This window comes from Candidatus Accumulibacter phosphatis, from assembly GCF_000024165.1.
Classification (GTDB): domain Bacteria; phylum Pseudomonadota; class Gammaproteobacteria; order Burkholderiales; family Rhodocyclaceae; genus Accumulibacter; species Accumulibacter phosphatis.
The window spans coordinates 3,505,480-3,525,080 of record NC_013194.1 but is presented as its reverse complement, the minus strand read 5'-3'; the positions used below and the strand labels follow the sequence as shown (position 1 = coordinate 3,525,080).

Genomic DNA, 19,601 nt, shown 5'->3' with positions numbered 1-19,601 from the left:
AGCACCCCCTAAAGGAGACCGTATGAAACATCTGCTGCTGGCGGCCGTTGCCGCCCTGTCCTTCAACCTGGCGGCCGCGGTCGAAGTTGCCGGCGTCAAGTTCGACGACAAGACCCGCGTCGGCAACGGCGACCTGGTCGCCAACGGCGCCGGTTTGCGCAAGAAACTGGTCATAAAGGTCTATGCGATGGCCCTCTACCTGCCCGAGAAGCGAGGCGATGCCGAAGCCGTGCTGGCCGCCAAGGGGGCGAAGCGGATTTCGATCAGCCTGCTGCGCGACCTTACTGCCAAGCAGTTCGTCGAGGCGCTCGAAGAAGGCATGGCCAACAACCACACGGAGGCCGAGATGGCTGGGCTCAAGGACCGCCTGAAGCAGTTTTCGGACACCCTGCTGGCGATTGTTGAAGCCAAGTCGGGGACGACCGTCGTCATCGACTGGCTGCCGGAGACTGGCACGCGCCTGACCGTGAACGGGCAGGTGAAGGGCAAGGACATCGCTGGCGAAGACTTCTACAAGGCGCTGCTGAAGATCTGGCTGGGCAACAAGCCGGTGCAGGATGACCTTAAGCAGGCGCTGCTCGGCAAGGCCTCCTGAGCGACGGCGGTGAGCACGCACGCCGCGCCCGAGTACCAGGCCGTGGTCGCCGCTCCCGGCTTTTGCCTCGGCGTGCGCTGCGACGAGTGGGAGATCCACGGCATCAGCTTTCTCCCGGCAGTGGCGGAAGTCGCCCCGGCGAATCCTCTGGCTGCCGAGGCTGCTCGCCAGCTCACCGCTTACCTGGTCGATGCCGACTACACTTTCCTCTTGCCGCTGCGCGCGGCCGGGACAGTGTTTCAGCGCCGTGTCTGGCAGCAGATCGCGGCCATCCCGACGCACCAGACGCGCACTTACGGCGAAGTGGCCCGGGCGTTGGACAATGCGCCACGCGCCGTCGGCCAGGCCTGTGGTGCCAATCCGTATCCGGTCGTCGTTCCCTGCCATCGCGTGCTGGCAAGTGGTGGCGGCCTTGGCGGCTTTGCCCGCCAGCGCGGCGGTTTCCTGCTCGACATCAAGCGCTGGCTGCTGACGCATGAAGGCTGCTGAGGCGGATCCCGCCGATCTGGCCGAGATCGACGCCTTCTGCGACACGCTCTGGCTCGAGGACGGGCTGGCCAAGGCGTCACTGAGCAGCTACCGCAGCGACCTCGGGCAACTTGCGGGCTGGCTCGCCGAACAGCGGCTCGGCTCCCTGTGCGGCATCGACGAAGCGACGCTGCTGCGTTTTGTCGCCACGCTCGCGCAGACACTGCGCGCCTCCTCACAGGCCCGCTACCTGTCGACGCTGCGCCGCTTCTATCGTCATCAAGTGGCGCACGGCCGGCGGAGCAGCGATCCGACGCTGCGCATCGCCATGCCGGTGAAGCCGTCGCGCTTGCCGAAAGTTCTTTCCGAGTTGCAGGTCGAGCGCCTGCTCGGCGCGCCGCCGAGCGAGACACCGCTTGGCCAGCGCGATCGGGCGATGCTCGAAACTCTCTATGCGACCGGCCTGCGCGTTTCCGAACTGGTGGGCCTCAAACTGCACGAGGTCAGTCTCGACATGGGCGTCGTGCGTGTTTTCGGCAAGGGTGCCAAGGAGCGACTTGTCCCGCTGGGCGAGGAGGCGCGCGACTGGCTGCGTCGCCATCTCGCCGACGGGCGGCTGGCGCTGCTCGCGGGACGCCAGTCCGACGACGTCTTCGTCACCGCGCGCGGCGCGGCGATGACTCGGCAGGCTTTCTGGCAACTGATCAAGCGTTACGCGCTGCAGGCCGGGATGGATCCGGCCCGCCTGTCACCGCACGTGCTGCGCCACGCCTTCGCCACGCACCTGCTGAACCACGGTGCCGATCTGCGCGTCGTGCAACTCCTGCTCGGTCACTCGGACATCTCGACGACGCAGATCTACACGCACGTCGCCCGCGAACGGCTCAAGATTCTGCACGCCCAGCACCACCCGCGTGGTTGATCGGCGCGCTCGCGGCAGCGCCATCATGGCCGCCTCAGCGGTTGATGAAACGCAGCACGGCGGCGGCCCCGGGCTCGACGTCGATCAACGTCACGCTGCCGAAGTCGAGCGCCAATTGGCTCCACTCGTCGACCGGCAGTTGCAGCCAGTGGCCGAGTGCAGCGCGGATGGCACCGGCGTGGCTGACGAGCGCGACGCTGGTCGCGCGCAGCTCGGCGACGCAATCGCTGAAGCAATCGATGACGCGCGCCTGCAGCATCGCCGCCGATTCGCCGCTCGGCGGCGAGAAGTGCAGCACGTCGGCGGCCCAGGCGTCGAGCAGCGCCCGCTCGACCTGGTCCCAGCCTCTGCCCTCCCATTCACCGAAGTCGATCTCCATCAGGCGCCGATCGAACAGCGGGTGCGCGTGCAAGGCCTCGGCGAGGCAGCGGCTACGGCGCAGCGGACTGGCAACCACCGGCGTGCCGGCCGGCAACAGTGCGCGCAGGCGGTCGGCAGTCGGCTGCGGGTCTTCGGCCTCGACGTCGAGTTGCCCGTAGCAGATGCCCGCGCCGACCAGTGGTCGCGGATGGCGAATCAGGAAAACCTGCACAGCAACCCGCAGTAGAAGGCAACTTCCGAGAGCTGCTGCGTGGCGCCGAGGCAGTCGCCGGTGTAGCCGCCGATCCGGCGCCCGAACAGGCGTGCCAGCCAGAGAGTCGCCAGTGCCGCGAACAGGCAGCCGAGCAGCGCTTCGGTTGCCGGCAGCAGAAGCAGCGGCAGAACGGCCGTGACCCCGGCGAAGAGGAGTTCGCCCCAGCCGATGCGCGTCGCCAGAGGCTTCGACTTTCCCTCGTCACGCACATAGGCCAGGCCACGCAGCAGCGTGGTTGCGGCAAAGCGGGAGATGGTGTGGCCGGCAAGCAGGGCGGCAGCGACTACCGCTGGATCGAGTTCGATCAGCGCGCAGAACCTGGCGAGCAGCAGGATGACGAGCGCGATGGCGCCGAAACTGCCGATGCGTGAATCCTTCATGATCGCCAGGATCTGGGCTTTCTCCCAGCCACCGCCGAAGCCATCGACCATGTCGCTCCAGCCGTCTTCGTGAAACGCTCCGGTGACGTAGAGGGCGCTGCTCATCGACGCGAGCACCGCCAGCGTCGTCGGCCAGACCTGCGCAGTGAGGACGAAGACCAGCGCGGCGATGGCGCCGACGAGCAGCCCAACCGCCGGGAAGTAGCGTGCTGCCCGGTTTAGCGCCTCGCTGCTGTGGCCGACCCAGGCCGGTACCGGCAGCCGCGTGAAGAAGCGAATGGCGCCGAAGAAGTATTCGATCTCGCGCCTAAGCATCGGCTGCTGCCTTTCTGGAAGGGGCAGCCCGCAGTGGCCGACGATGACTCGAGGGATACGGGCTGCCAGCGGAGGTTCCTGTCGGTGCCGTCAACGTTGTCGGGAGGGAACACGTCTCGGGGCGCTGCCCTTTCGCTGCAGGCATCTGTTTGGCTTGTTGATGAGAAGTCGCGATGGTATCGCGATATGTGGGCTGGGAGCCATCGTCGGCCCTGGCCAACAAAGGCTTGGCGATAGCGCTACCGACCGGTTAGGATCCCCGGAGTATTCCTCGAAAGCGACGATGGGCATTGATCTGCTCCCCGATTTTCTGCGCCAGAACTACGAAGTTCACGAATGGAAACACGCCTGCGCTATCCTCAAGCAGGATTTTCCCAAGGAGTGGGATGAGATCGTGGGGACGCTCACCACATTCCGCTTTCGCCGCAGTTGGATTACGGTGGGCGGGGGGCGAAAGTCGAAGGTTTCGGAAGCCATAGACAGCGAGCTGTACAGGCTGGGATGGGAGGAGAAGCAGTTCGAAACGGAGATCGTGATCGACAAATCCCATACGGCAACGCCGACGCACCAAGTGGACTGTTTCAAGAATCGTGTTGCTCTGGAGATCGAATGGAACAACAAAGACCCATTTTTCGATCGAGATCTGAACAACTTTCGCCTGCTGTTTGAACTGCGAGCAGTCTCTGTTGGAGTGATAATTACGCGTTGCGACGCCCTTCAGGAGATCTTCAAGGAAATTAAGCGTGGGTCGAGTTATGGTGCCTCCACGACGCATATGAGCAAATTGCTGCCGCGGATAGCGGGCGGAGGTGGGGGCGGTTGCCCGATCCTCGTTTTTGGGATCAGCAAGTCCCTTTATCTTGAAGATTAACAGTGATGACCAAGCACTTCCCCGAAGCGGGCACCGACCTGCTGCAGCGAGTCGGCGAGCGAAAATTCCACACCGTTCTCGCCGATCCGCCGTGGCAGTTCCAGAACCGCACCGGCAAGATGGCGCCCGAGCACAAGCGCCTGAATCGCTACGCGACGATGACACTCGACGACATTCTGGCGCTGCCGGTGGCCGCGATCGTCGAAGATACCGCACACCTCTACCTGTGGGTACCCAACGCGCTCCTGCCCGAAGGCCTGCGGGTGCTGGTGGCCTGGGGCTTCGAATACAAGAGCAACATCGTCTGGCACAAGATCCGCAAGGATGGCGGTCCGGACGGGCGCGGCGTCGGCTTCTATTTCCGCAACACCACCGAGTTGATCCTCTTCGGCGTGCGCGGCAGGAACGCGCGCACACTCGCGCCCGGCCGGCGCCAGGTCAATATCATCAAGAGCCGCAAGCGCGAGCACTCGCGCAAGCCGGACGAAGCCTACGAGCTGATCGAAGCGTGCTCACCCGGCCCCTTCCTGGAAATGTTCGCCCGCGGATCGCGCGCCGGTTGGAGTACCTGGGGCCAACAGGCCGACGCGTACTCGCCCGACTGGCCAACCTACGCCCATCACTCGCAGGCCGAAGGCGAAGCCGACGGCCTGCCGGCGAAGGGCTGATCGCAGCCCGTTCGCCGCTCTCCCCGAAGTTTGCTTCCCTGCCCTGGCGCGAACCCAGGCCAGCAGGCCGAGCATGGCCGCGAAGAGGGGTAGGCTGGCGGGTTCCGGAAGTGGCGCCTCGCCCGGCAGGTACTGGTTCAGGCGGAAGTCGTTGAGGCCGACGACCAGCCAGTTCGGCTGCTCGTCGGTTGGGATCGTGCCGTCCTGCAGGACATTGGTGATGTGATAGGTGTGCTCGTTCCAAACGTCGCGCGTGTCTACCCAGTTCGCGTCGTCGCCCCAGAGATAGACGCCGCGTTGGCTTCCGAAGCCGCAGTTGTTGTTGGCGACTCCGAGGATCTCGGCGTGCCCGTCGGCATCGACGTCCGCGACGAGCGGATACTCGTACCAGGTGCACGAACTCTTGGGGGTCTTGAAGCGCAGGCTGCCGTTGCTACCGTCCAATACCCACAGATAAAGCTCGTCGCCATAGACGACTTCGGCGGCGCCGTCGCGGTCGAAATCGAAGACCGAGGAGCCGGTGCGATTCGAACTGCTATCCTGGACCACCGTTTGCCACTTCACCGTGCCGTCGGTTTCGAAGACGACATAGCGCGAAGCGCCGGCGACACCGATCTCCGGCTTGCCGTCACCATCGAAATCGGCAATTGTCGGGGCGCCGCCATAACCTCCGCCCGGGATGGCCACCGGGCCCCACTTGACGGTCATGTCGTGGTTCAGGAGCCACACCTTGCCATCGGCGACGAGGACGATCTCGGCCTGCGGCGTGCCGTCAAAGTTGGCCACGGCATTGTAGCCGTTGGGCAGGCTCACATTCTGGGCCTGGATGGTTCCGTCGGCCTTGTACACGGTGTTTCCGGCCACCACGTCCGGCTTGCCGTCGAGATTGACGTCCGACACCAGCGACAGCGGGCCGACGTTGCCGCCGGACGCCGAGCCCGCTGTGCCGGTCCACAGCAGCGTTCCGTCGTTCCTGAGCACCTGCCGCCCAATGATGATCTCGGGCTTGCCGTCCTTGTTGAGATCCGCGATCGCCGGTGCGCCCCAGTAGATCCCCTCCAGGATGCCGCTGCGCCACTTGAACGAGCCGTCGTTGTTGAAAGCGATCAGTCGCTGTCCCGAGCTGTCGACGGCAATGATGTCGGGCTTCTTGTCGCCATCGATGTCGCCAGTGGCGACCGATGCCGCGGTATTGATGCGCAGCGACGGATCGGCGACGGTAAACAATTCTGTTCCATTCGTCCCATTCAGGGCACGCAACACGCCCACTTCGACAAGACCGCCACCTGTCGACGCCGTCGAACCGAACACCACGTCCGGCTTGCCATCCCCGTTCATGTCCATCACCGATGGTGTTCCCATCACGTTCAGCGAACCCGGCTCCACCGCGCTCGAGGTCCAGGACCATTCCAGCGTGGGGGACAGCGGACCGGCCCCGACAGGCAGGGCGAGTGTTGCAAACGGGATGGCGAGAAAGAGACTGTGGACTGGGTTGACGCGCCTGGCAGGCGGTTGCGGCTTCACGGAATATCTCCTCAGGAAGAAGGTTGGAGGACTTGGCGGGCGCAGGAAGTTGCCCCAGCGGGAGGGCAAGCATGGAGTATGCCGGGACCAACGCACCGGCAATTAAATCAGTGCCGTGAGTCAGCAGCGCAGCACTCGCTGCAGGTTCTCCGGCACCCGGCTGTCAAATTTTCCGACAGATCTCTGGCCGGCCGGGCGGCGGCCCGACGGCGCCCCAGGTCAACCGGCGGGATCGTCACGAGCAGAGCCTCGCCGGCGGCGCTGTACCGGTGCCAATAGACGTGAATAGCGGCAAACCGGCACGCCACCGCATCGATCCATCCACTCCGAGAGGGGGCAACCGCTGCGGCCGGGGGCTGCCGACCTATTGCATTCGCGTTTCCTTACACCCCTCGTCCCGAAGAGGGCCAGGTAAGCACATCAATTATTGAAAGATTTGCAGAAGTTGCCTGTCCATGGGTGTCGAGTCTCTTTACACGCGCCACGTTCCCAGGCACATGAGTGCTTCGCGTGTGAGTGTAAACCGAGGATCGGAAGAAGGGTTTTTGGTGTGGGCGCAAGACTTGCTGAGATTTCCTGGCGAGGCCCGCGGGAGGACGTCACTAGCGCGGCGGGTGGCTGCAACGAGAGGCAGGTACCCGCTGCAACCATTGCCGTGATGGACCGCGGTCGGCGTCTCTTCGTGCGCGACAGCCGCCGCCGGTGCCTCAGGACGGTTGCGGGCCGTCGTACCCCTCGATGATGACCAGATCGATGCTTGACGCCGCCAGCCTGAGCTGCAGTGCCGCCTGATACTCGGGAGACTGCCGGCAGTCGAGCGCCGCCTGGTACGAGGGGAACTCGATGACGACGTTGCGGGCACGGCAGGAACCTTCCGGATTCTCGAAGCGACCGGCGCGGACCAGGAACCTTGCGCCAAACGTCTTGAACGGCCCGGCATTGGCCGCGACATACGCCTTGTATTGCTCCGCATCGGTGACATCGACGCGGGCGATCCAGTATCCCTTGGGCATTTTCATCTCCTGTAAGCCGTGGGCTGGCAGAAACGTGCAGGAACTCGCCTCGGGCCGAGTGACGGAATCGTTCGACTGTCACCCGGGGTCATCGTGGCTCCTGCCGGAAGCCGGTCAGGCAAACGGTCCGCACTGTTCATCTCCGCCGCCGTGCTTCGATACTCGTTGTGCCCGCCGCCAGGCCGCCGGGGGCGTTCCCGCTAGGCGCTTGAACGCGCGCGCGAAGGCGGCCTCCGAGTCGTAGCCGACCTCCTGGGCGATCGTCGCCACCGTCGCATCGCCCTCGCGCAGCAGGCAGGCGCCACGCTGCATGCGCCAGTTGGTCAGGTACTGCATCGGCGGCTGCCCGACCAGTTCGACAAAACGCTGGTGCAGCGCCGAGCGCGACAGCCCGATTTGCCGGCCCAATTCGTCGATCGTCCACGGCTCGGCAGGCCGCGCATGCAGTAGGCCGATAGCCTTGCCGATGTGGCGGTCGCGCAGACCGGCCAGCCAGCCCGAGGCATCCGCGGGCAGCGACTCGAGATGGCGCCGTGCGGCGTCGACGAAGACCATTTCGCTCACCCGTTCGAGCACGGCGGCGCTACCTGCCCGGCACTGGCGCGATTCCGACACGGCCTGGTCCAGCACCGGAGCGACCCAGGCGCCGACGCCGCCGGCGCCCAAGTGCAGCAGCCGCGGCAGGGCGTTGATGAGCGGGTTGAAAGGGCGCAGGTCACAGCCGACGAAGCCGCAGACGACGACGGTGCTGGCCTCGTCGGCGGGCAGTGGAGCGCCTGGTCGCAGCACCCCGCGGTGGTAGGCCACCGCAATCGGCTTAGGGTCGTTGCGCGTCGTGACGCGCCAGTCGTCGTTGTCCGGCTGCGCGCGCAGGCCCGGCGCGCTCGACAGAACATGGCTGTCGCCACGTGGAAACATTACGATGTCGCCGCTGTTCAGGCGCACCGGGGGCTCGCTGGCGGTTGCCGCCCAGCCGCTGCCCCTGGCGATCAGATGGTAGGCGAGTACATGTTCGGCACCCGGCATCAAGGCATCGGCGAGCTGGCGCGACGCCGGCGTTTCGGCGGCCCAGTCGTCGCCGAAACTGACGTAGTAGAAGACCGCGCCGCGTAGGCGGACGCTGCTCAGCACATCGGACAAGGGGTCGTGGTTCATGGTCGTCGGATTGCCGGTGGGTGGCTGGAGCCAGGATCAAGAGCGGCGGACGGTCGATCAAGCGACCCGGAAATCGCGGACGCACGGGCAAATCTGCAGGATGTTCGGGGAAGTGTCAACGCCGCGAGCGGCGAATAATGGCTTCGTCGACGCCCTGCCGCGACGACCGCCTTTCCGGCGCCGGGCCCGCCCAGCGAGCCATTCGAGAAAACACTTGAGGAGACTGCCATGAACCTTGTCGTCGCCCCCCCCTTCGTCACCCCTGACTTCACCGCGATCAAACAGCGCCAGCAGGCCACCTGGGCCAGTGGCGACTTTGCGGTCATCGGTACCACCCTGCAGATCGTCGGCGAATCGCTTGCCGAAGCCGCCGACGTCCATGCCGGCAGCGCCGTGCTCGACGTCGCCGCCGGCAACGGCAACGCCACGCTCGCCGCGGCGCGGCGCGGCGCTTCGCCAATGTGACCGCGGTCGACTACGTGCCGGCGCTGCTCGACAAGGCCCGCCAACGCGCCATCGCCGAAGGCCTCGAGGTGCGGTTCGAGGTGGCCGACGGCGAGGACCTGCCTTTCGACGACGGTCGGTTCGATGTCGTGCTCTCCACTTTCGGCGCGATGTTTACGCCTGACCATGCGCGCTCCGCCGGCGAGATGCTGCGCGTCTTGCGCGCCGGCGGCCGCCTCGGTCTCGCGAACTGGACCCCGGAAGGCTTCATCGGCCGCCTGTTCAAGGTGATCGGTCGGTACGTACCGCCGCCGGTCGGGCTGCAGTCGCCGGCGCTGTGGGGTTGCGAGCCGCACGTCGTCGAGCTGTTTGGCGCCCGCGCCGCGCAGATCCAGTGCCAGCGTCGCATCTTCAACTTCCGCTATCGCTCGCCCGCGCACTGGGTGCAGGTGTTCCGCGATTTCTACGGACCGACGCTCAAGGCATTCGCCGCGCTCGATAGCGTTGGCCAACTGGCGCTGGAGCACGACATCACGGGGCTGCTCGAGGAGCTGAACATCGCGGGTACGGCGTCGCTGGTCGTACCCGGTGAGTACCTCGAGGTCGTCATCACCAAGGCCTGAGTCGCGTCGTAACGGTGAGTGTCATCGGTGGCCCAGATCCGGCCAGTCGGCGCTACGCTGGTGGCACCAGCCTGCGCGCCGGCGTGTTTCGCCCAGGCCGGCCGTTCTGACAGGCGACGCGCGTCCTGGGCACGGCCGCGGCTTGGCGCGTGGACGGCGCCGGCCTGAGCGAGGAGATGCATGTCGCTGCGGCTCCGGCCGGCACATCAGTGACCGACTTGGCCTGCGGCGATCGGCAGGGTCCTGATCCCCTATCGTCCCGCGCGGACGTCGTGTTACTTGGCATCCCCGGCTCGCCTGCTCGTTGAGGCATCTGCCACCGCGTCTTGCGGCGGATCACGCCAGATTCGCAGCAGCAATTGCGTTCTGTCCCACCAGGTCAGCCGCTTGTCCGCCAGTGCTTCCAGGAAGTCCGATAGAACCTTCGAATGGGCAACTGCATAGTTGACCAGCAGCGTGCTGGGAATGAACACCGCGATCAAGATCAACAGCTTGACCCATAGTGGATTGTTGGCCTCGTCAATGATGTTCATGCCGAGGAAGCCGGTCGACACGGTGGCGATCAGCCCCAGTGTTGTCACTACCGTCAGGCGCACCACGGTGTTCGCCTGCCGTCGGAGACTGTCGCTATCCAGGTACTGATTCATGTCCTTGATCGACGCACTGACGTCCTGATAAATCCGGTCGGTGTCCAGATGGCGAGTGAGCAGCCGGAAAAGGTCGTGCACCTGCGCCTGATTGGAGACAACGGGGAACCAGTAGCGCTCGGTGAAGCGCAGAAACGACCCCAGGAGCAGCCGGATTTCCCGCTTGAAGGCCTTGATCGAATCGAGTTCACGGATGTCGAGCTTGCTGATCGCCACCACCAGCCATTCCGAGAACAGCATCAAGGCCGCTTTCTGAAAATGGGCCATCAGGTTCATCAGGAAGTATTGGTGGCGGAATTGTCCCAGTATGCCGGTTTCCGAGTCGGCGAAGAAGGCATCGCTGGCTTTGCCGACGACCACGAAGGCGTGATCACAACAGAGGTAGCGACAAGACAACGCAGGGTTGTCGGGATCCCAGAATCTGTCGTAGCAGTAGCGTTCCTCGAAATCGGCCAGTTGCTTCGTGGAGCACGGCAAGGTGTCTGATGGCCCAGCTTTGGAGACCAGCGCCAGTCGGGCGCAATCGCCACGTGTCAAGACCTGCGGATCGTCGAAGCTGAGGTAGGCCAGCAAGGGCATTCGGTGATACTCGATCTGCCGGAAGCGAATTGGACCTTCACTGTCGGAAAGGTAGAGGGACAGCGGTTGCAGGAGGTACTCCCAATGGGCAGCGACGTGGGGCGAACGCTGCTGACAGGTGAACTCGAGGTACTTCTGCCGGTCCTCGTAGTCGGATACCGCCAGCGTCTCTCCGGTCGCGGACAGCCATTCCACCCGGTACGGACAGTGTGCGCCTTGACCACTTGGCTCCCAATAGCCCGGATAGGCCCGACCGACCTTGAACAGTACATCTTCGGCTAACAGCAGGGGCAGGTCGTCGGCGAAAAATTCGACGACCAGAATGATGATGTCGGTGTCGTAGAAGAAATGCAGATCCACGTGGGCGATCTGGAACAGCAGCGGCGGCAGTTGCCCGTCGAGCATGACTCGTATTTGGGCGATATCGCAGCGGCGCAATACTCGCATGGGGGACTTGCCAGAGGCTGTTTGTCCTTCGCGGGGTGTCCCTTCGCCATACAAAAAGCGCTGCACGAAGGGCAGAAAGGTGATGAATTCCTTGTAATGCCTTTCCTGAAAACGCTTCGGATCGTCGAATTCGTCCTGAACTTCCCGCCACGGACAGTCCTCGCCCGATGTCTCGAGCAATTCCCAGTGTTTCGAGATGTGGATTCCTTCGAGTTGCCCAGGCATTACCCGCAATGGCCACATCAGGATCTGTCGGAAGTGCCGGACAAGAACCTCGGTCGAAGCAACCGATGTCATGCCGTTGTCAGGCTCAAACTGCGCCGTTCGCGGGATCTGAGCAATTTCGCTCATGGTCGACTTCCCTTGGTGATGTGAGATTTCTTCAGGAGATAGTGGCGCAGTCGGGCCGGCGAACCTTCTCGCGACACTCTGTTCTCGGTCGCCTCGAGGCCGAGCATTGCCGCGAATTCGACGCGAAAGGCCGGGATGCGAAGGGCGTAGCCCGGATGGAATGCAATGGAATCCGGGGGGGGGGGGGAGGACTGCGACCCCGGATTCCGCTTTCGCTGCATCCGGGCTACGGTGCCTCCGCTTACCCGGGCAATGGCTCGGGATTGCCCAATGCTGTGGTGTTCAGCCCGCCATCGACATACATGATCTCGCCGGTGATTGCGCTCGCCAGATCCGAGAGCATGAAGGCGGCGGCGTTGCCGACTTCGTCGATGGTGATGTTGCGGCGTAGCGGCGCGTTGTGCGCGTTGTAGGCGAGCAGGCGTGAGAAGTTGCCGATGCCGGAAGCGGCGAGGGTCTTGATCGGACCGGCCGAAATGGCGTTGGCGCGGATGCCCTGCGGGCCGAGGCAGAAGGCGAGGTAGCGCGTGGCGGCTTCGAGGCTGGCTTTGGCGAGACCCATGGTGTTGTAGTTGGGCAGGGTACGTTCGGCACCCAGGTAGGAGAGGGCCAGCAGGGCGGGATTACGGCCTTTCAGCAGCAGCGGCCGGGCGGCCTTGGCGAGCGCCGGGTAGCTGTACGAAGAGACATCGTGCGCGATGCGGAAGGCGTCGCGCGTGATGCCGTCGAGGAAGTCGCCTTCGATGGCTTCGCCGGGAGCGTAGGCGATCGAGTGCACGAGCCCGTCGAGTCCGTCCCAGTGCTCGGCGAGATCGGCGAACAACTTGTCGATCTGGGCGTCTTCGGCGACGTCACACGGAAAGGTCAGCGTGCTGTCGAATTCCTTGGCGAACTTGCCGACGCGATCCTGGAAGCGCTCGTTCTGGTAGGTGAAAGCCAGTTGCGCGCCTTCCCGGTGGCAGGCCCTGGCGATACCGTAGGCGATCGAGTGTTTGGACAGCACACCGGTGATGAGGATGCGCTTGTCGGCGAGGAATCCCATGGCTTCTCCCGTAACTAAAATTGGCTGGGTTTGGAGGGGTGGTTGGAAGCAGCTTAACCTTCGCATTATAAAGGATTTGCCCGGGCTGCCGGCGATTGTCGGGCGCCTGACCGCCGCCATGCCGGCGCCCTCGCCGGAGCCACCGCTGCCGAGTTCGCGCTACACTTCGACCCATGCCGCTTCTTCGCCTCGCCCTCCTGTCATTACTGTCGCTGCTCGCCGCGTGCAGCAGCGAGCAGAACGAGCCGTATCCGACGGCAGAGCGCGGCAAGAACATCCTTTACTCGGCGTTCACCGATCGTCCGAAACATCTCGACCCGGTGCAGTCGTATACGGAGGACGAAATCACCTTTACGGCGCAGATCTACGAACCGCCGCTGCAATACCACTACCTGAAGCGGCCCTACACGCTGATTCCGGCGACCAGCGAGGCGGTGCCGGTACCGCGCTATGTCGACGCGCAGGGTGGGGAACTGCCTGCCGATGCGCCGGTGGCGCAGATTGCGCACAGCGTGTACGAGATCCGCATCCGTCCGGGGATCCGCTACCAGCCGCATCCGGCATTTGCCACCGACTCGGCCGGCGAGCCGCTCTATCGCGACCTCTCCCGCGAGCAGTTGCGCGCGATCGAGACCCTTGCCGATTTTTCCAAGACGGGAACGCGCGAACTCGTTGCCGACGACTACATCTACGAGATCAAGCGTCTCGCGCATCCGCGCCTGCATTCGCCGATCTTCAGCATGATGGCCGAGCGCATCGTCGGACTGCGCGAACTCGGCGCTGCCCTGCAGGCGGAGGCGAAGGCGCTGCCGGCGGGCGCCTGGCTCGATCTCGATCGCTTTCCGCTGACCGGCGTCACGCGCGTCGATCGCTACACTTATCGCATCACGCTGCGCGGCAAGTACCCGCAGTTTGCCTACTGGCTGGCGATGCCTTTCTTCGCACCGGTGCCGCGCGAGGTTGACCGCTTCTACAGCCAGCCGGGAATGGCCGAGAAGAACCTGACGCTCGACTGGTATCCGGTCGGTACCGGCCCGTTCATGTTGACGCACAACAATCCGAACAGCCGCATGGTTCTCGAACGCAACCCGAACTTCCACGGCGAGACCTATCCCTGCACCGGCGAGCCGGGCGACGAGGCGGCGGGGCTGCTCGCCGACTGCGGCAAGCCCTTGCCGTTCATCGACAAGGCGGTCTTCTCGCGCGAGAAGGAGAGCATTCCCTACTGGAACAAGTTCCTGCAGGGCTATTACGATGCTTCCGGGATTTCCTCGGATAGCTTCGACCAGGCGGTTCGTCTCGGCGTCGGCGGTGACGTGCAGTTGAGTGACGAGATGCGCGAGAAGGGAATCAGCCTGTTGACGAGCGTGCGTGCGTCGATCTTCTACATGGGTTTCAACATGCTCGACCCGGTCGTCGGCGGCCTGTCGGAGTCGACGACCAAGCTGCGTCAGGCGCTGTCGATCGTCATCGATCAGGAGGAGTTCATCTCGATCTTCATGAACGGTCGTGGCATCGCCGCGACGAGCCCGCTGCCGCCGGGGATCTTCGGCTATCTCGAAGGTGAGGCGGGCAGCAACCCGGTGGTTTACGACTGGGTCGACGGGCGGGCGCAGCGCAAGCCGCTGGCCGTCGCCAAGCAACTGCTCGCCGAGGCGGGCTGGCCGGATGGCCGCAACGCGACGAGCGGCGAACCGCTGGTGCTCAACCTCGACACGACCAGCGGCGGCATGGGCGACAAGTCGCGGCTCGACTGGTTGACGCGGCAGTTTGCCAAGCTCGACATTCAGCTCGTCGTCCGTTCGACCGACTTCAACCGTTTTCAGGAGAAGGTGCGCAAGGGCGCGGTGCAGCTTTACTACCTGGGCTGGAATGCCGACTATCCCGATCCGGAGAACTTCCTGTTCCTGCTCGCCGGATCCGAAGGCAAGGTCGCCAAGAGCGGCGAGAATGCGTCGAACTACGCCAATCCCGAGTTCGACCGCCTTTTCGAGCGCATGAAGAACATGGAGAGCGAGGGGCCGCGCGGCGCCGAGCGGCTGGCCATCATCCGCCAGTCGATCGCGCTGCTGCAGCATGACGCACCGTGGATCTACGGCTTTCACCCGAAGAGCTACACGCTCGGCCATGTCTGGCTGCACAACCGCAAGCCGACCGACGTCGGCAACAACATCCTGAAGTACCAGCGCCTCGACGTGGCGCAGCGGCAGCGCTTGCGCCAGGAATGGAATCGACCGGTGCTCTGGCCGCTGGCGGCGGCGGCGCTCGTTCTCGTCGCCGTGCTCCTGCCGGCGGTGATCGGTTATCGCCGCCGCGAACGCGGTACGGCCTGAGGCTCAGTCACCGACCATGCTCGCCTACATCGTTCGCCGCCTGCTCTACGCGCTGCCGATCCTGATCGGTGTGAACCTGATCACTTTCGCGCTGTTCTTCGTTGTGAATACGCCTGACGACATGGCGCGCATGCAACTCGGCGTCAAGCGCGTGACGCCGGAAGCGATCGCCAAATGGAAAGCCGAACGTGGCTACGACAAGCCGCTGTTCATCAACGGATCGGCCGCCGGCGTCGGCGTGCTGACCGACACCATCTTCTTCGACAAGTCGGCGCGCATGTTTGCCGGCGACTTCGGACGCGCCGAGGACGGCCGCGACATCGCCAGGGAGATTCGAACGCGCATGGGGCCATCGCTGGCCATCGCGCTGCCGACCTTCGTTCTTGGTCTGCTGGTGACCGTCTCGTTCGCCTTGCTGCTGACCTTCTTCCGCGCCAGCTATCTCGACTTCTGGGGAGTCGTTCTGTGCGTCGCGATGATGTCGATCTCGGGCCTTTTCTACATCATCGGGGGCCAGTATCTGATCAGCAAGATCTGGAAGCTGGTGCCGATCTCGGGCTACGGGGGCGGCCTCGATGCCTGGAAATTTCTCATCCTGCCGATGGCCATCGGCGTCATCTCCGGCATCGGTTCTTCGGCGCGCTGGTACCGTACGATCTTCATCGAGGAGATTTCCCGCGACTACGTGCGCACGGCGCGCGCCAAGGGGTTGTCGGAAGTGACCGTGTTGTTCCGTCACGTGCTGCGCAACGCGATGATTCCGATCCTGACCGGCGTCGTCGTCGTCATTCCCTTGCTTTTCATGGGTTCTCTGCTCACTGAGTCGTTCTTCGGCATTCCCGGGCTGGGCAGCTACACGATAGACGCGATAAACGCGCAGGACTTTGCCGTGGTGCGCGCGATGGTGTTCATCGGCTCGGTGCTCTACATCGTCGGCCTGATCCTGACCGACATCTCCTATACCTTCGTCGACCCGCGGATTCGCTTCAACTGATGACTTTCCTTCCCGTCATTCTTTGGTCCGACCTGCTGATCTGGCTGCTGGTGCTCGCGGCGATCGTGGTCGGCTGGCTGTCGACCGGCAATCCACTGCTGCGCGCTGCCTGGCGGCGGGTCGGCCGGAGCCGGGCAGGGATGGCCTCGGCGACGGTGCTGGTCGTCTTCGTCGCGGTCGGTCTGCTCGATTCCATCCACTTCCGGCCGCGCCTGGAAAGCCGCGAAGGGCAGGCGGTTGCCGGCCAGCCGTCGACGGCTTACGCCATTGAGGTGCTGTCGCTCCTCGATGCGCTTCTGACGCCGCTGCGCACGCGCACCGAGAAGACCTACTCCGAGCCGCTGGCGACGCGCGCCTACGCCAAGGAAGCGATCGAGGTGCGCGACGCCGATGGGCGGATTCGCCAGACGCGCGATTATCCGCGTCTGAAGCACGGCGGCGCGCACCTCGGTGCCGACGAGTGGCGCCGCGATGCCGATGTCGGGCAGCGCTTGCTCGCCGCGCTGGCACTCGGTGTCGTCGCCTGGTGGGCTGTGGCGGCGATGACGGCGGCCGGTCTGGCGCGCGCCCATGCCTGCTCGCACCGCGCGGCGTGGCGGCGAATCTGGCGCAACGAGTGCGATTTTGCCTGGAACGCCGTGCTCGCGGCGATGGCCGCGCTGCTGCTGCTCCTGTTGCCGGTGGCGATGCTCGCCGCCGATTACCACGTTTTCGGAACCGACAAGGTCGGCCAGGACGTGCTCTATCAGATTCTCAAGAGCGTACGCACGGCACTGGTCATCGGTCTGGTGACGACGCTGGTGATGCTGCCGCTGTCGATCCTGCTCGGCGTCCTCGCCGGTTACTTCCGCGGCTGGGTCGATGACGTGATTCAGTATCTCTATACGACGCTGAGTTCGATCCCCGGGGTCCTGTTGATCGCCGCCGCGGTGCTCATGATGCAGGTGCTCATCGATACGCATCCGCAGTGGTTCGAAACCGCCGCCGAGCGCGCCGACCTGCGTTTGCTGGCGCTCTGTTTCATACTCGGCGTCACCAGTTGGACCGGCCTGTGCCGGTTGTTGCGCGGCGAGACGCTGAAGCTGCGCGAGCTCGAATACATCCAGGCGGCGCAGGCCTTCGGCGTCTCCGACCTGCGCATCATCGCGCGCCACATCCTGCCGAACCTGATGCACATCGTGATCATTGCGCTGGTCATGGACTTCTCGAGCCTGGTGCTCGCCGAAGCAGTGCTCTCCTATGTCGGCATCGGCGTCGATCCGACGATGATCAGCTTCGGCACGATGATCAACAATGCGCGCATGGAGCTGGCCCGCGAGCCGATGGTCTGGTGGTCGCTGGCCGCCGCTTTCGTCTTCATGTTCACACTGGTGCTCGCCGCGAACCTGCTCGCCGACGCCGTGCGCGACGCCTTCGATCCGCGCCTTGCGGGGGCGGCATGAACGAGAAAGTCGACGTGGGTGGAACGCGCAACGAGATCCTGCTCGCCGTAGACGATCTGCGCCTCGCCTTCGCGAGCGGTCGCTCGCTGCTGACCGCCGTCGATGGCGTGTCGTTCAGCGTTGCCGCCGGCGAGACGCTGGCCTTGCTCGGGGAATCAGGCTGTGGCAAGTCGGCGACGGCGCTCGGCCTGCTGCGCCTGCTGCCGGCTGCCGGACGGATCGTCGGCGGCCAGATGCGTTTCGCCGGGCGTGATCTGCTGCGCTTGCCGGAAGCCGAGATGCGCGGCGTGCGCGGCGGCGGCATGGCGATGATCTTCCAGGAACCGGCGACAAGCCTCAATCCGGTGCTCACCGTCGGTCACCAGTTGAGCGAGGTACTCGAGCGCCATCTCGGGCTGGCCGGGCAGGCGGCGCGCGCGCGCGCGCTCGAGCTGCTGATGGCGGTCGGCATTGCCGATCCAGAACGTCGCCTCGGCGAGTACCCCTTCCAGCTCTCCGGCGGCATGAAGCAGCGGGTGATGATCGCCGTCGCGCTCGCCGGCAATCCGAGCCTGCTGATCGCCGACGAGCCGACGACGGCGCTCGACGTCACCATTCAGGCGCAGATTCTCGAGTTGCTGCGCCGCCTGCAGGCCGAGCGGGCGATGGGCATGCTGTTGATCACGCACGACCTCGGCGTCGTCGCGCAAATGGCGACGCGTGTCGGCGTCATGTACGCGGGCGAGATCGTCGAGGAAGCGCCACGCGCCGCGTTCTTTTCCTCGCCACGTCATCCCTATACGCAGAAGCTGTTTGCCGCCCTGCCGAATCTCGCCCAGCGTCGCGGTCGGCTGGAGACGATTCCGGGGCAGGTGCCGTCGCTGTCGGAGATGCCCGGCGGCTGTCGCTTCGCGGCGCGCTGTCCGCACGCCTGGGATCGCTGTCGGCAGCAGTCGCCGCAATGGCGGCAGGTGGCGGTCGGGCATCGCGTGCGCTGTCATCTCGACGACGGACAGGGTGCCGGGGCAGGAAGCGGCGGTGTATCCGGAACCGCTGTTGGCGGCGCAGATGCCGTTGCCGTGCAGCCGATGGGCGAGCCGGCGCTGCTCGCTGTCGACGATCTGCGCGTGTACTTCCCGATCCGCCGCGGGATCCTGCAACGGACCGTCGGGCACGTGCGGGCGGTGGACGGGGTTTCGCTTGAACTGGCGCGTGGCCGGACACTGGCGCTGGTCGGCGAGTCGGGCTGCGGCAAGACGACGGTCGGCAAGGCGATCCTGCAACTCATCATGGCCAGCGCCGGCAGCGTGCGCCTGCTCGGTCAGGAACTCGGCGGCCTGTCGCGCAGCGCGCAGCGGCCGCTGCGCCGCCGCATGCAGATGATCTTCCAGGATCCTTTCGCTTCGCTCAACCCGCGCATGTCGGTCGGCGAAATCATTGGCGAGGGGATGCAGGCGCTCGGCGTCGATCCCCAAGGCGAGGGCAGGGCGGCAGCAATCGCTGCCGTGCTGCGGCAGGTCGGGCTCGATGTGGCCGCCGCCGGGCGCTATCCGCACGAATTCTCGGGCGGTCAGCGGCAGCGGATTGCGATTGCGCGCGCCCTGGCGGTGCAACCGGATCTGGTGATCTGCGACGAACCGACGTCGGCTCTCGACGTTTCGGTGCAGGCGCAGATACTCAATCTGCTCGCCACGCTGCAGGCCGATCTCGGTCTGGCCTACCTGTTCATCACGCACAACTTCGCGGTTGTCGACCACCTGGCACACGCGGTGGCGGTGATGTATCTTGGCCGCATCGTCGAGCGTGGTACGGTCGATGAGGTTCTGCGGTCGCCGAGTCACCCCTACACGCAGGCGCTGTTGTCGGCCGTACCGAGCCCGCGTCTCGACGCGCGGCCAGACTACATCCGCTTGCCGGGCGAGATTCCTTCACCAGCCAATCCGCCGGCCGGTTGTCATTTTCATCCGCGTTGCCGGCAAGCCAGCGCGGCATGCCGCGAGCGCTACCCCGAGACGAGCACGCTGACCGCGACGCATACGGTCCGCTGTCATCTCTACCGGTAGGCTTGCTGGTCCGCCAATGCGGCGCCGGGGTACCGCCCCACACCTGCGGCGGATGCCATGCGAGGAGGCCCCCGGCTCCCTGGCGGCGCCAACGCGGCGTGCCGTACTGGCG

15 protein-coding genes and 2 pseudogenes are annotated in these 19,601 nt (G+C 65.0%); 10 read left to right on the top strand and 7 right to left on the bottom strand.

The features are described 5' to 3' along the window. The first annotated feature begins 22 nt into the window (after positions 1–22). From CAP2UW1_RS15230 to xerD, 3 genes are read left to right on the top strand one after another with little or no spacing between them, the layout of a single operon-like run. Positions 23–595 carry a chalcone isomerase family protein gene (locus CAP2UW1_RS15230; protein ID WP_015767511.1) on the top strand — a complete coding sequence of 191 codons (573 nt, stop codon included), beginning with the start codon at positions 23–25 and terminating at the stop codon, positions 593–595. A 9-nt stretch (positions 596–604) separates the two neighbouring features. Further along, positions 605–1,084 (top strand): methylated-DNA--[protein]-cysteine S-methyltransferase, encoded by a 480-nt coding sequence (locus tag CAP2UW1_RS15225; RefSeq protein WP_015767510.1) that lies wholly within the window; start codon positions 605–607, stop codon positions 1,082–1,084. Next, on the top strand, positions 1,071–1,985 hold the full coding sequence (gene xerD / locus CAP2UW1_RS15220; RefSeq protein ID WP_015767509.1) for a site-specific tyrosine recombinase XerD: 915 nt from the start codon (positions 1,071–1,073) through the stop codon (positions 1,983–1,985). The genes CAP2UW1_RS15225 and xerD overlap by 14 nt, the downstream gene beginning before the upstream one ends. Positions 1,986–2,019: 34 nt before the next feature. On the opposite strand, the gene cobC is transcribed toward xerD, so the two are convergent. Together cobC and CAP2UW1_RS15210 are read right to left on the bottom strand one after the other, a co-directional pair. Next, complete coding sequence (cobC, locus tag CAP2UW1_RS15215) at positions 2,020–2,577, bottom strand: alpha-ribazole phosphatase family protein (RefSeq protein ID WP_015767508.1); 558 nt, start codon at positions 2,575–2,577, stop codon at positions 2,020–2,022. Next, complete coding sequence (locus CAP2UW1_RS15210; protein WP_015767507.1) at positions 2,562–3,314, bottom strand: adenosylcobinamide-GDP ribazoletransferase; 753 nt, start codon at positions 3,312–3,314, stop codon at positions 2,562–2,564. Before CAP2UW1_RS15210 ends, cobC begins: the two co-directional genes overlap by 16 nt. Positions 3,315–3,597: 283 nt before the next feature. On the opposite strand from CAP2UW1_RS15210, the gene CAP2UW1_RS15205 reads away from it, so the two are divergent. Together CAP2UW1_RS15205 and CAP2UW1_RS26155 are read left to right on the top strand one after the other, a co-directional pair. Further along, complete coding sequence (locus CAP2UW1_RS15205; protein WP_015767506.1) at positions 3,598–4,185, top strand: BglII/BstYI family type II restriction endonuclease; 588 nt, start codon at positions 3,598–3,600, stop codon at positions 4,183–4,185. 5 nt (positions 4,186–4,190) lie between these two features. Beyond that, positions 4,191–4,853, top strand: coding sequence for an MT-A70 family methyltransferase (locus CAP2UW1_RS26155; protein WP_015767505.1), 663 nt, complete (start codon positions 4,191–4,193; stop codon positions 4,851–4,853). Between the two features lie 345 nt (positions 4,854–5,198). Here CAP2UW1_RS26155 and CAP2UW1_RS26150 read toward each other — a convergent pair. The 3 genes and pseudogenes from CAP2UW1_RS26150 to CAP2UW1_RS15185 all read right to left on the bottom strand — a co-directional run. After that, positions 5,199–6,191, bottom strand: a pseudogene (locus CAP2UW1_RS26150) (FG-GAP repeat domain-containing protein); the annotation flags it as partial. A gap of 893 nt (positions 6,192–7,084) precedes the next feature. Further along, a complete protein-coding gene (locus tag CAP2UW1_RS15190) occupies positions 7,085–7,390 on the bottom strand; it encodes a DUF1330 domain-containing protein (protein ID WP_015767504.1) in 306 nt (101 codons plus the stop codon). Positions 7,391–7,504: 114 nt separating this feature from the next. Next, the gene (locus CAP2UW1_RS15185; RefSeq protein ID WP_015767503.1) at positions 7,505–8,545 is read right to left on the bottom strand and encodes an AraC family transcriptional regulator; all 1,041 of its coding nucleotides are present in this window, start codon (positions 8,543–8,545) and stop codon (positions 7,505–7,507) included. Positions 8,546–8,773: 228 nt separating this feature from the next. Between CAP2UW1_RS15185 and CAP2UW1_RS15180 the strand changes: the two are divergent. Then, positions 8,774–9,612 (top strand): annotated as a pseudogene (locus CAP2UW1_RS15180) (class I SAM-dependent methyltransferase). Positions 9,613–9,887: 275 nt separating this feature from the next. Here CAP2UW1_RS15180 and CAP2UW1_RS15175 read toward each other — a convergent pair. Beyond that, on the bottom strand, positions 9,888–11,636 hold the full coding sequence (locus CAP2UW1_RS15175; protein WP_015767502.1) for a hypothetical protein: 1,749 nt from the start codon (positions 11,634–11,636) through the stop codon (positions 9,888–9,890). A gap of 241 nt (positions 11,637–11,877) precedes the next feature. Beyond that, a complete protein-coding gene (gene fabI, locus CAP2UW1_RS15170; protein WP_015767500.1) occupies positions 11,878–12,678 on the bottom strand; it encodes an enoyl-ACP reductase FabI in 801 nt (266 codons plus the stop codon). A 173-nt stretch (positions 12,679–12,851) separates the two neighbouring features. On the opposite strand from fabI, the gene CAP2UW1_RS15165 reads away from it, so the two are divergent. Genes CAP2UW1_RS15165 through CAP2UW1_RS15150 form a run of 4 tightly spaced genes read left to right on the top strand, consistent with a single transcriptional unit; the run spans position 12,852 to position 19,489 of the window. Continuing rightward, a complete protein-coding gene (locus CAP2UW1_RS15165; RefSeq protein ID WP_015767499.1) occupies positions 12,852–15,011 on the top strand; it encodes an ABC transporter substrate-binding protein in 2,160 nt (719 codons plus the stop codon). Between the two features lie 16 nt (positions 15,012–15,027). Then, the gene (locus tag CAP2UW1_RS15160) at positions 15,028–16,005 is read left to right on the top strand and encodes an ABC transporter permease (protein WP_015767498.1); all 978 of its coding nucleotides are present in this window, start codon (positions 15,028–15,030) and stop codon (positions 16,003–16,005) included. Continuing rightward, positions 16,005–17,447: an ABC transporter permease gene (locus CAP2UW1_RS15155; protein WP_015767497.1), complete on the top strand. Its 1,443-nt coding sequence runs from the start codon at positions 16,005–16,007 to the stop codon at positions 17,445–17,447. Before CAP2UW1_RS15160 ends, CAP2UW1_RS15155 begins: the two co-directional genes overlap by 1 nt. Beyond that, positions 17,444–19,489, top strand: coding sequence for a dipeptide ABC transporter ATP-binding protein (locus tag CAP2UW1_RS15150; protein ID WP_049778586.1), 2,046 nt, complete (start codon positions 17,444–17,446; stop codon positions 19,487–19,489). Before CAP2UW1_RS15155 ends, CAP2UW1_RS15150 begins: the two co-directional genes overlap by 4 nt. Positions 19,490–19,601: the final 112 nt, after the last annotated feature.

Excerpts from the sequence above, each read along its gene's own strand:
- CAP2UW1_RS15230 (WP_015767511.1), top strand. The coding sequence starts at position 23 with ATGAAACATCTGCTGCTGGCGGCCGTTGCCGCCCTGTCCTTCAACCTG.
- xerD (WP_015767509.1), top strand. The coding sequence starts at position 1,071 with ATGAAGGCTGCTGAGGCGGATCCCGCCGATCTGGCCGAGATCGACGCC.
- CAP2UW1_RS15210 (WP_015767507.1), bottom strand. The coding sequence starts at position 3,314 with ATGCTTAGGCGCGAGATCGAATACTTCTTCGGCGCCATTCGCTTCTTC.
- CAP2UW1_RS15205 (WP_015767506.1), top strand. The coding sequence starts at position 3,598 with ATGGGCATTGATCTGCTCCCCGATTTTCTGCGCCAGAACTACGAAGTT.
- CAP2UW1_RS26155 (WP_015767505.1), top strand. The coding sequence starts at position 4,191 with ATGACCAAGCACTTCCCCGAAGCGGGCACCGACCTGCTGCAGCGAGTC.
- CAP2UW1_RS15190 (WP_015767504.1), bottom strand. The coding sequence starts at position 7,390 with ATGCCCAAGGGATACTGGATCGCCCGCGTCGATGTCACCGATGCGGAG.
- CAP2UW1_RS15185 (WP_015767503.1), bottom strand. The coding sequence starts at position 8,545 with ATGAACCACGACCCCTTGTCCGATGTGCTGAGCAGCGTCCGCCTACGC.
- CAP2UW1_RS15175 (WP_015767502.1), bottom strand. The coding sequence starts at position 11,636 with ATGAGCGAAATTGCTCAGATCCCGCGAACGGCGCAGTTTGAGCCTGAC.
- fabI (WP_015767500.1), bottom strand. The coding sequence starts at position 12,678 with ATGGGATTCCTCGCCGACAAGCGCATCCTCATCACCGGTGTGCTGTCC.
- CAP2UW1_RS15165 (WP_015767499.1), top strand. The coding sequence starts at position 12,852 with ATGCCGCTTCTTCGCCTCGCCCTCCTGTCATTACTGTCGCTGCTCGCC.
- CAP2UW1_RS15160 (WP_015767498.1), top strand. The coding sequence starts at position 15,028 with ATGCTCGCCTACATCGTTCGCCGCCTGCTCTACGCGCTGCCGATCCTG.
- CAP2UW1_RS15155 (WP_015767497.1), top strand. The coding sequence starts at position 16,005 with ATGACTTTCCTTCCCGTCATTCTTTGGTCCGACCTGCTGATCTGGCTG.
- CAP2UW1_RS15150 (WP_049778586.1), top strand. The coding sequence starts at position 17,444 with ATGAACGAGAAAGTCGACGTGGGTGGAACGCGCAACGAGATCCTGCTC.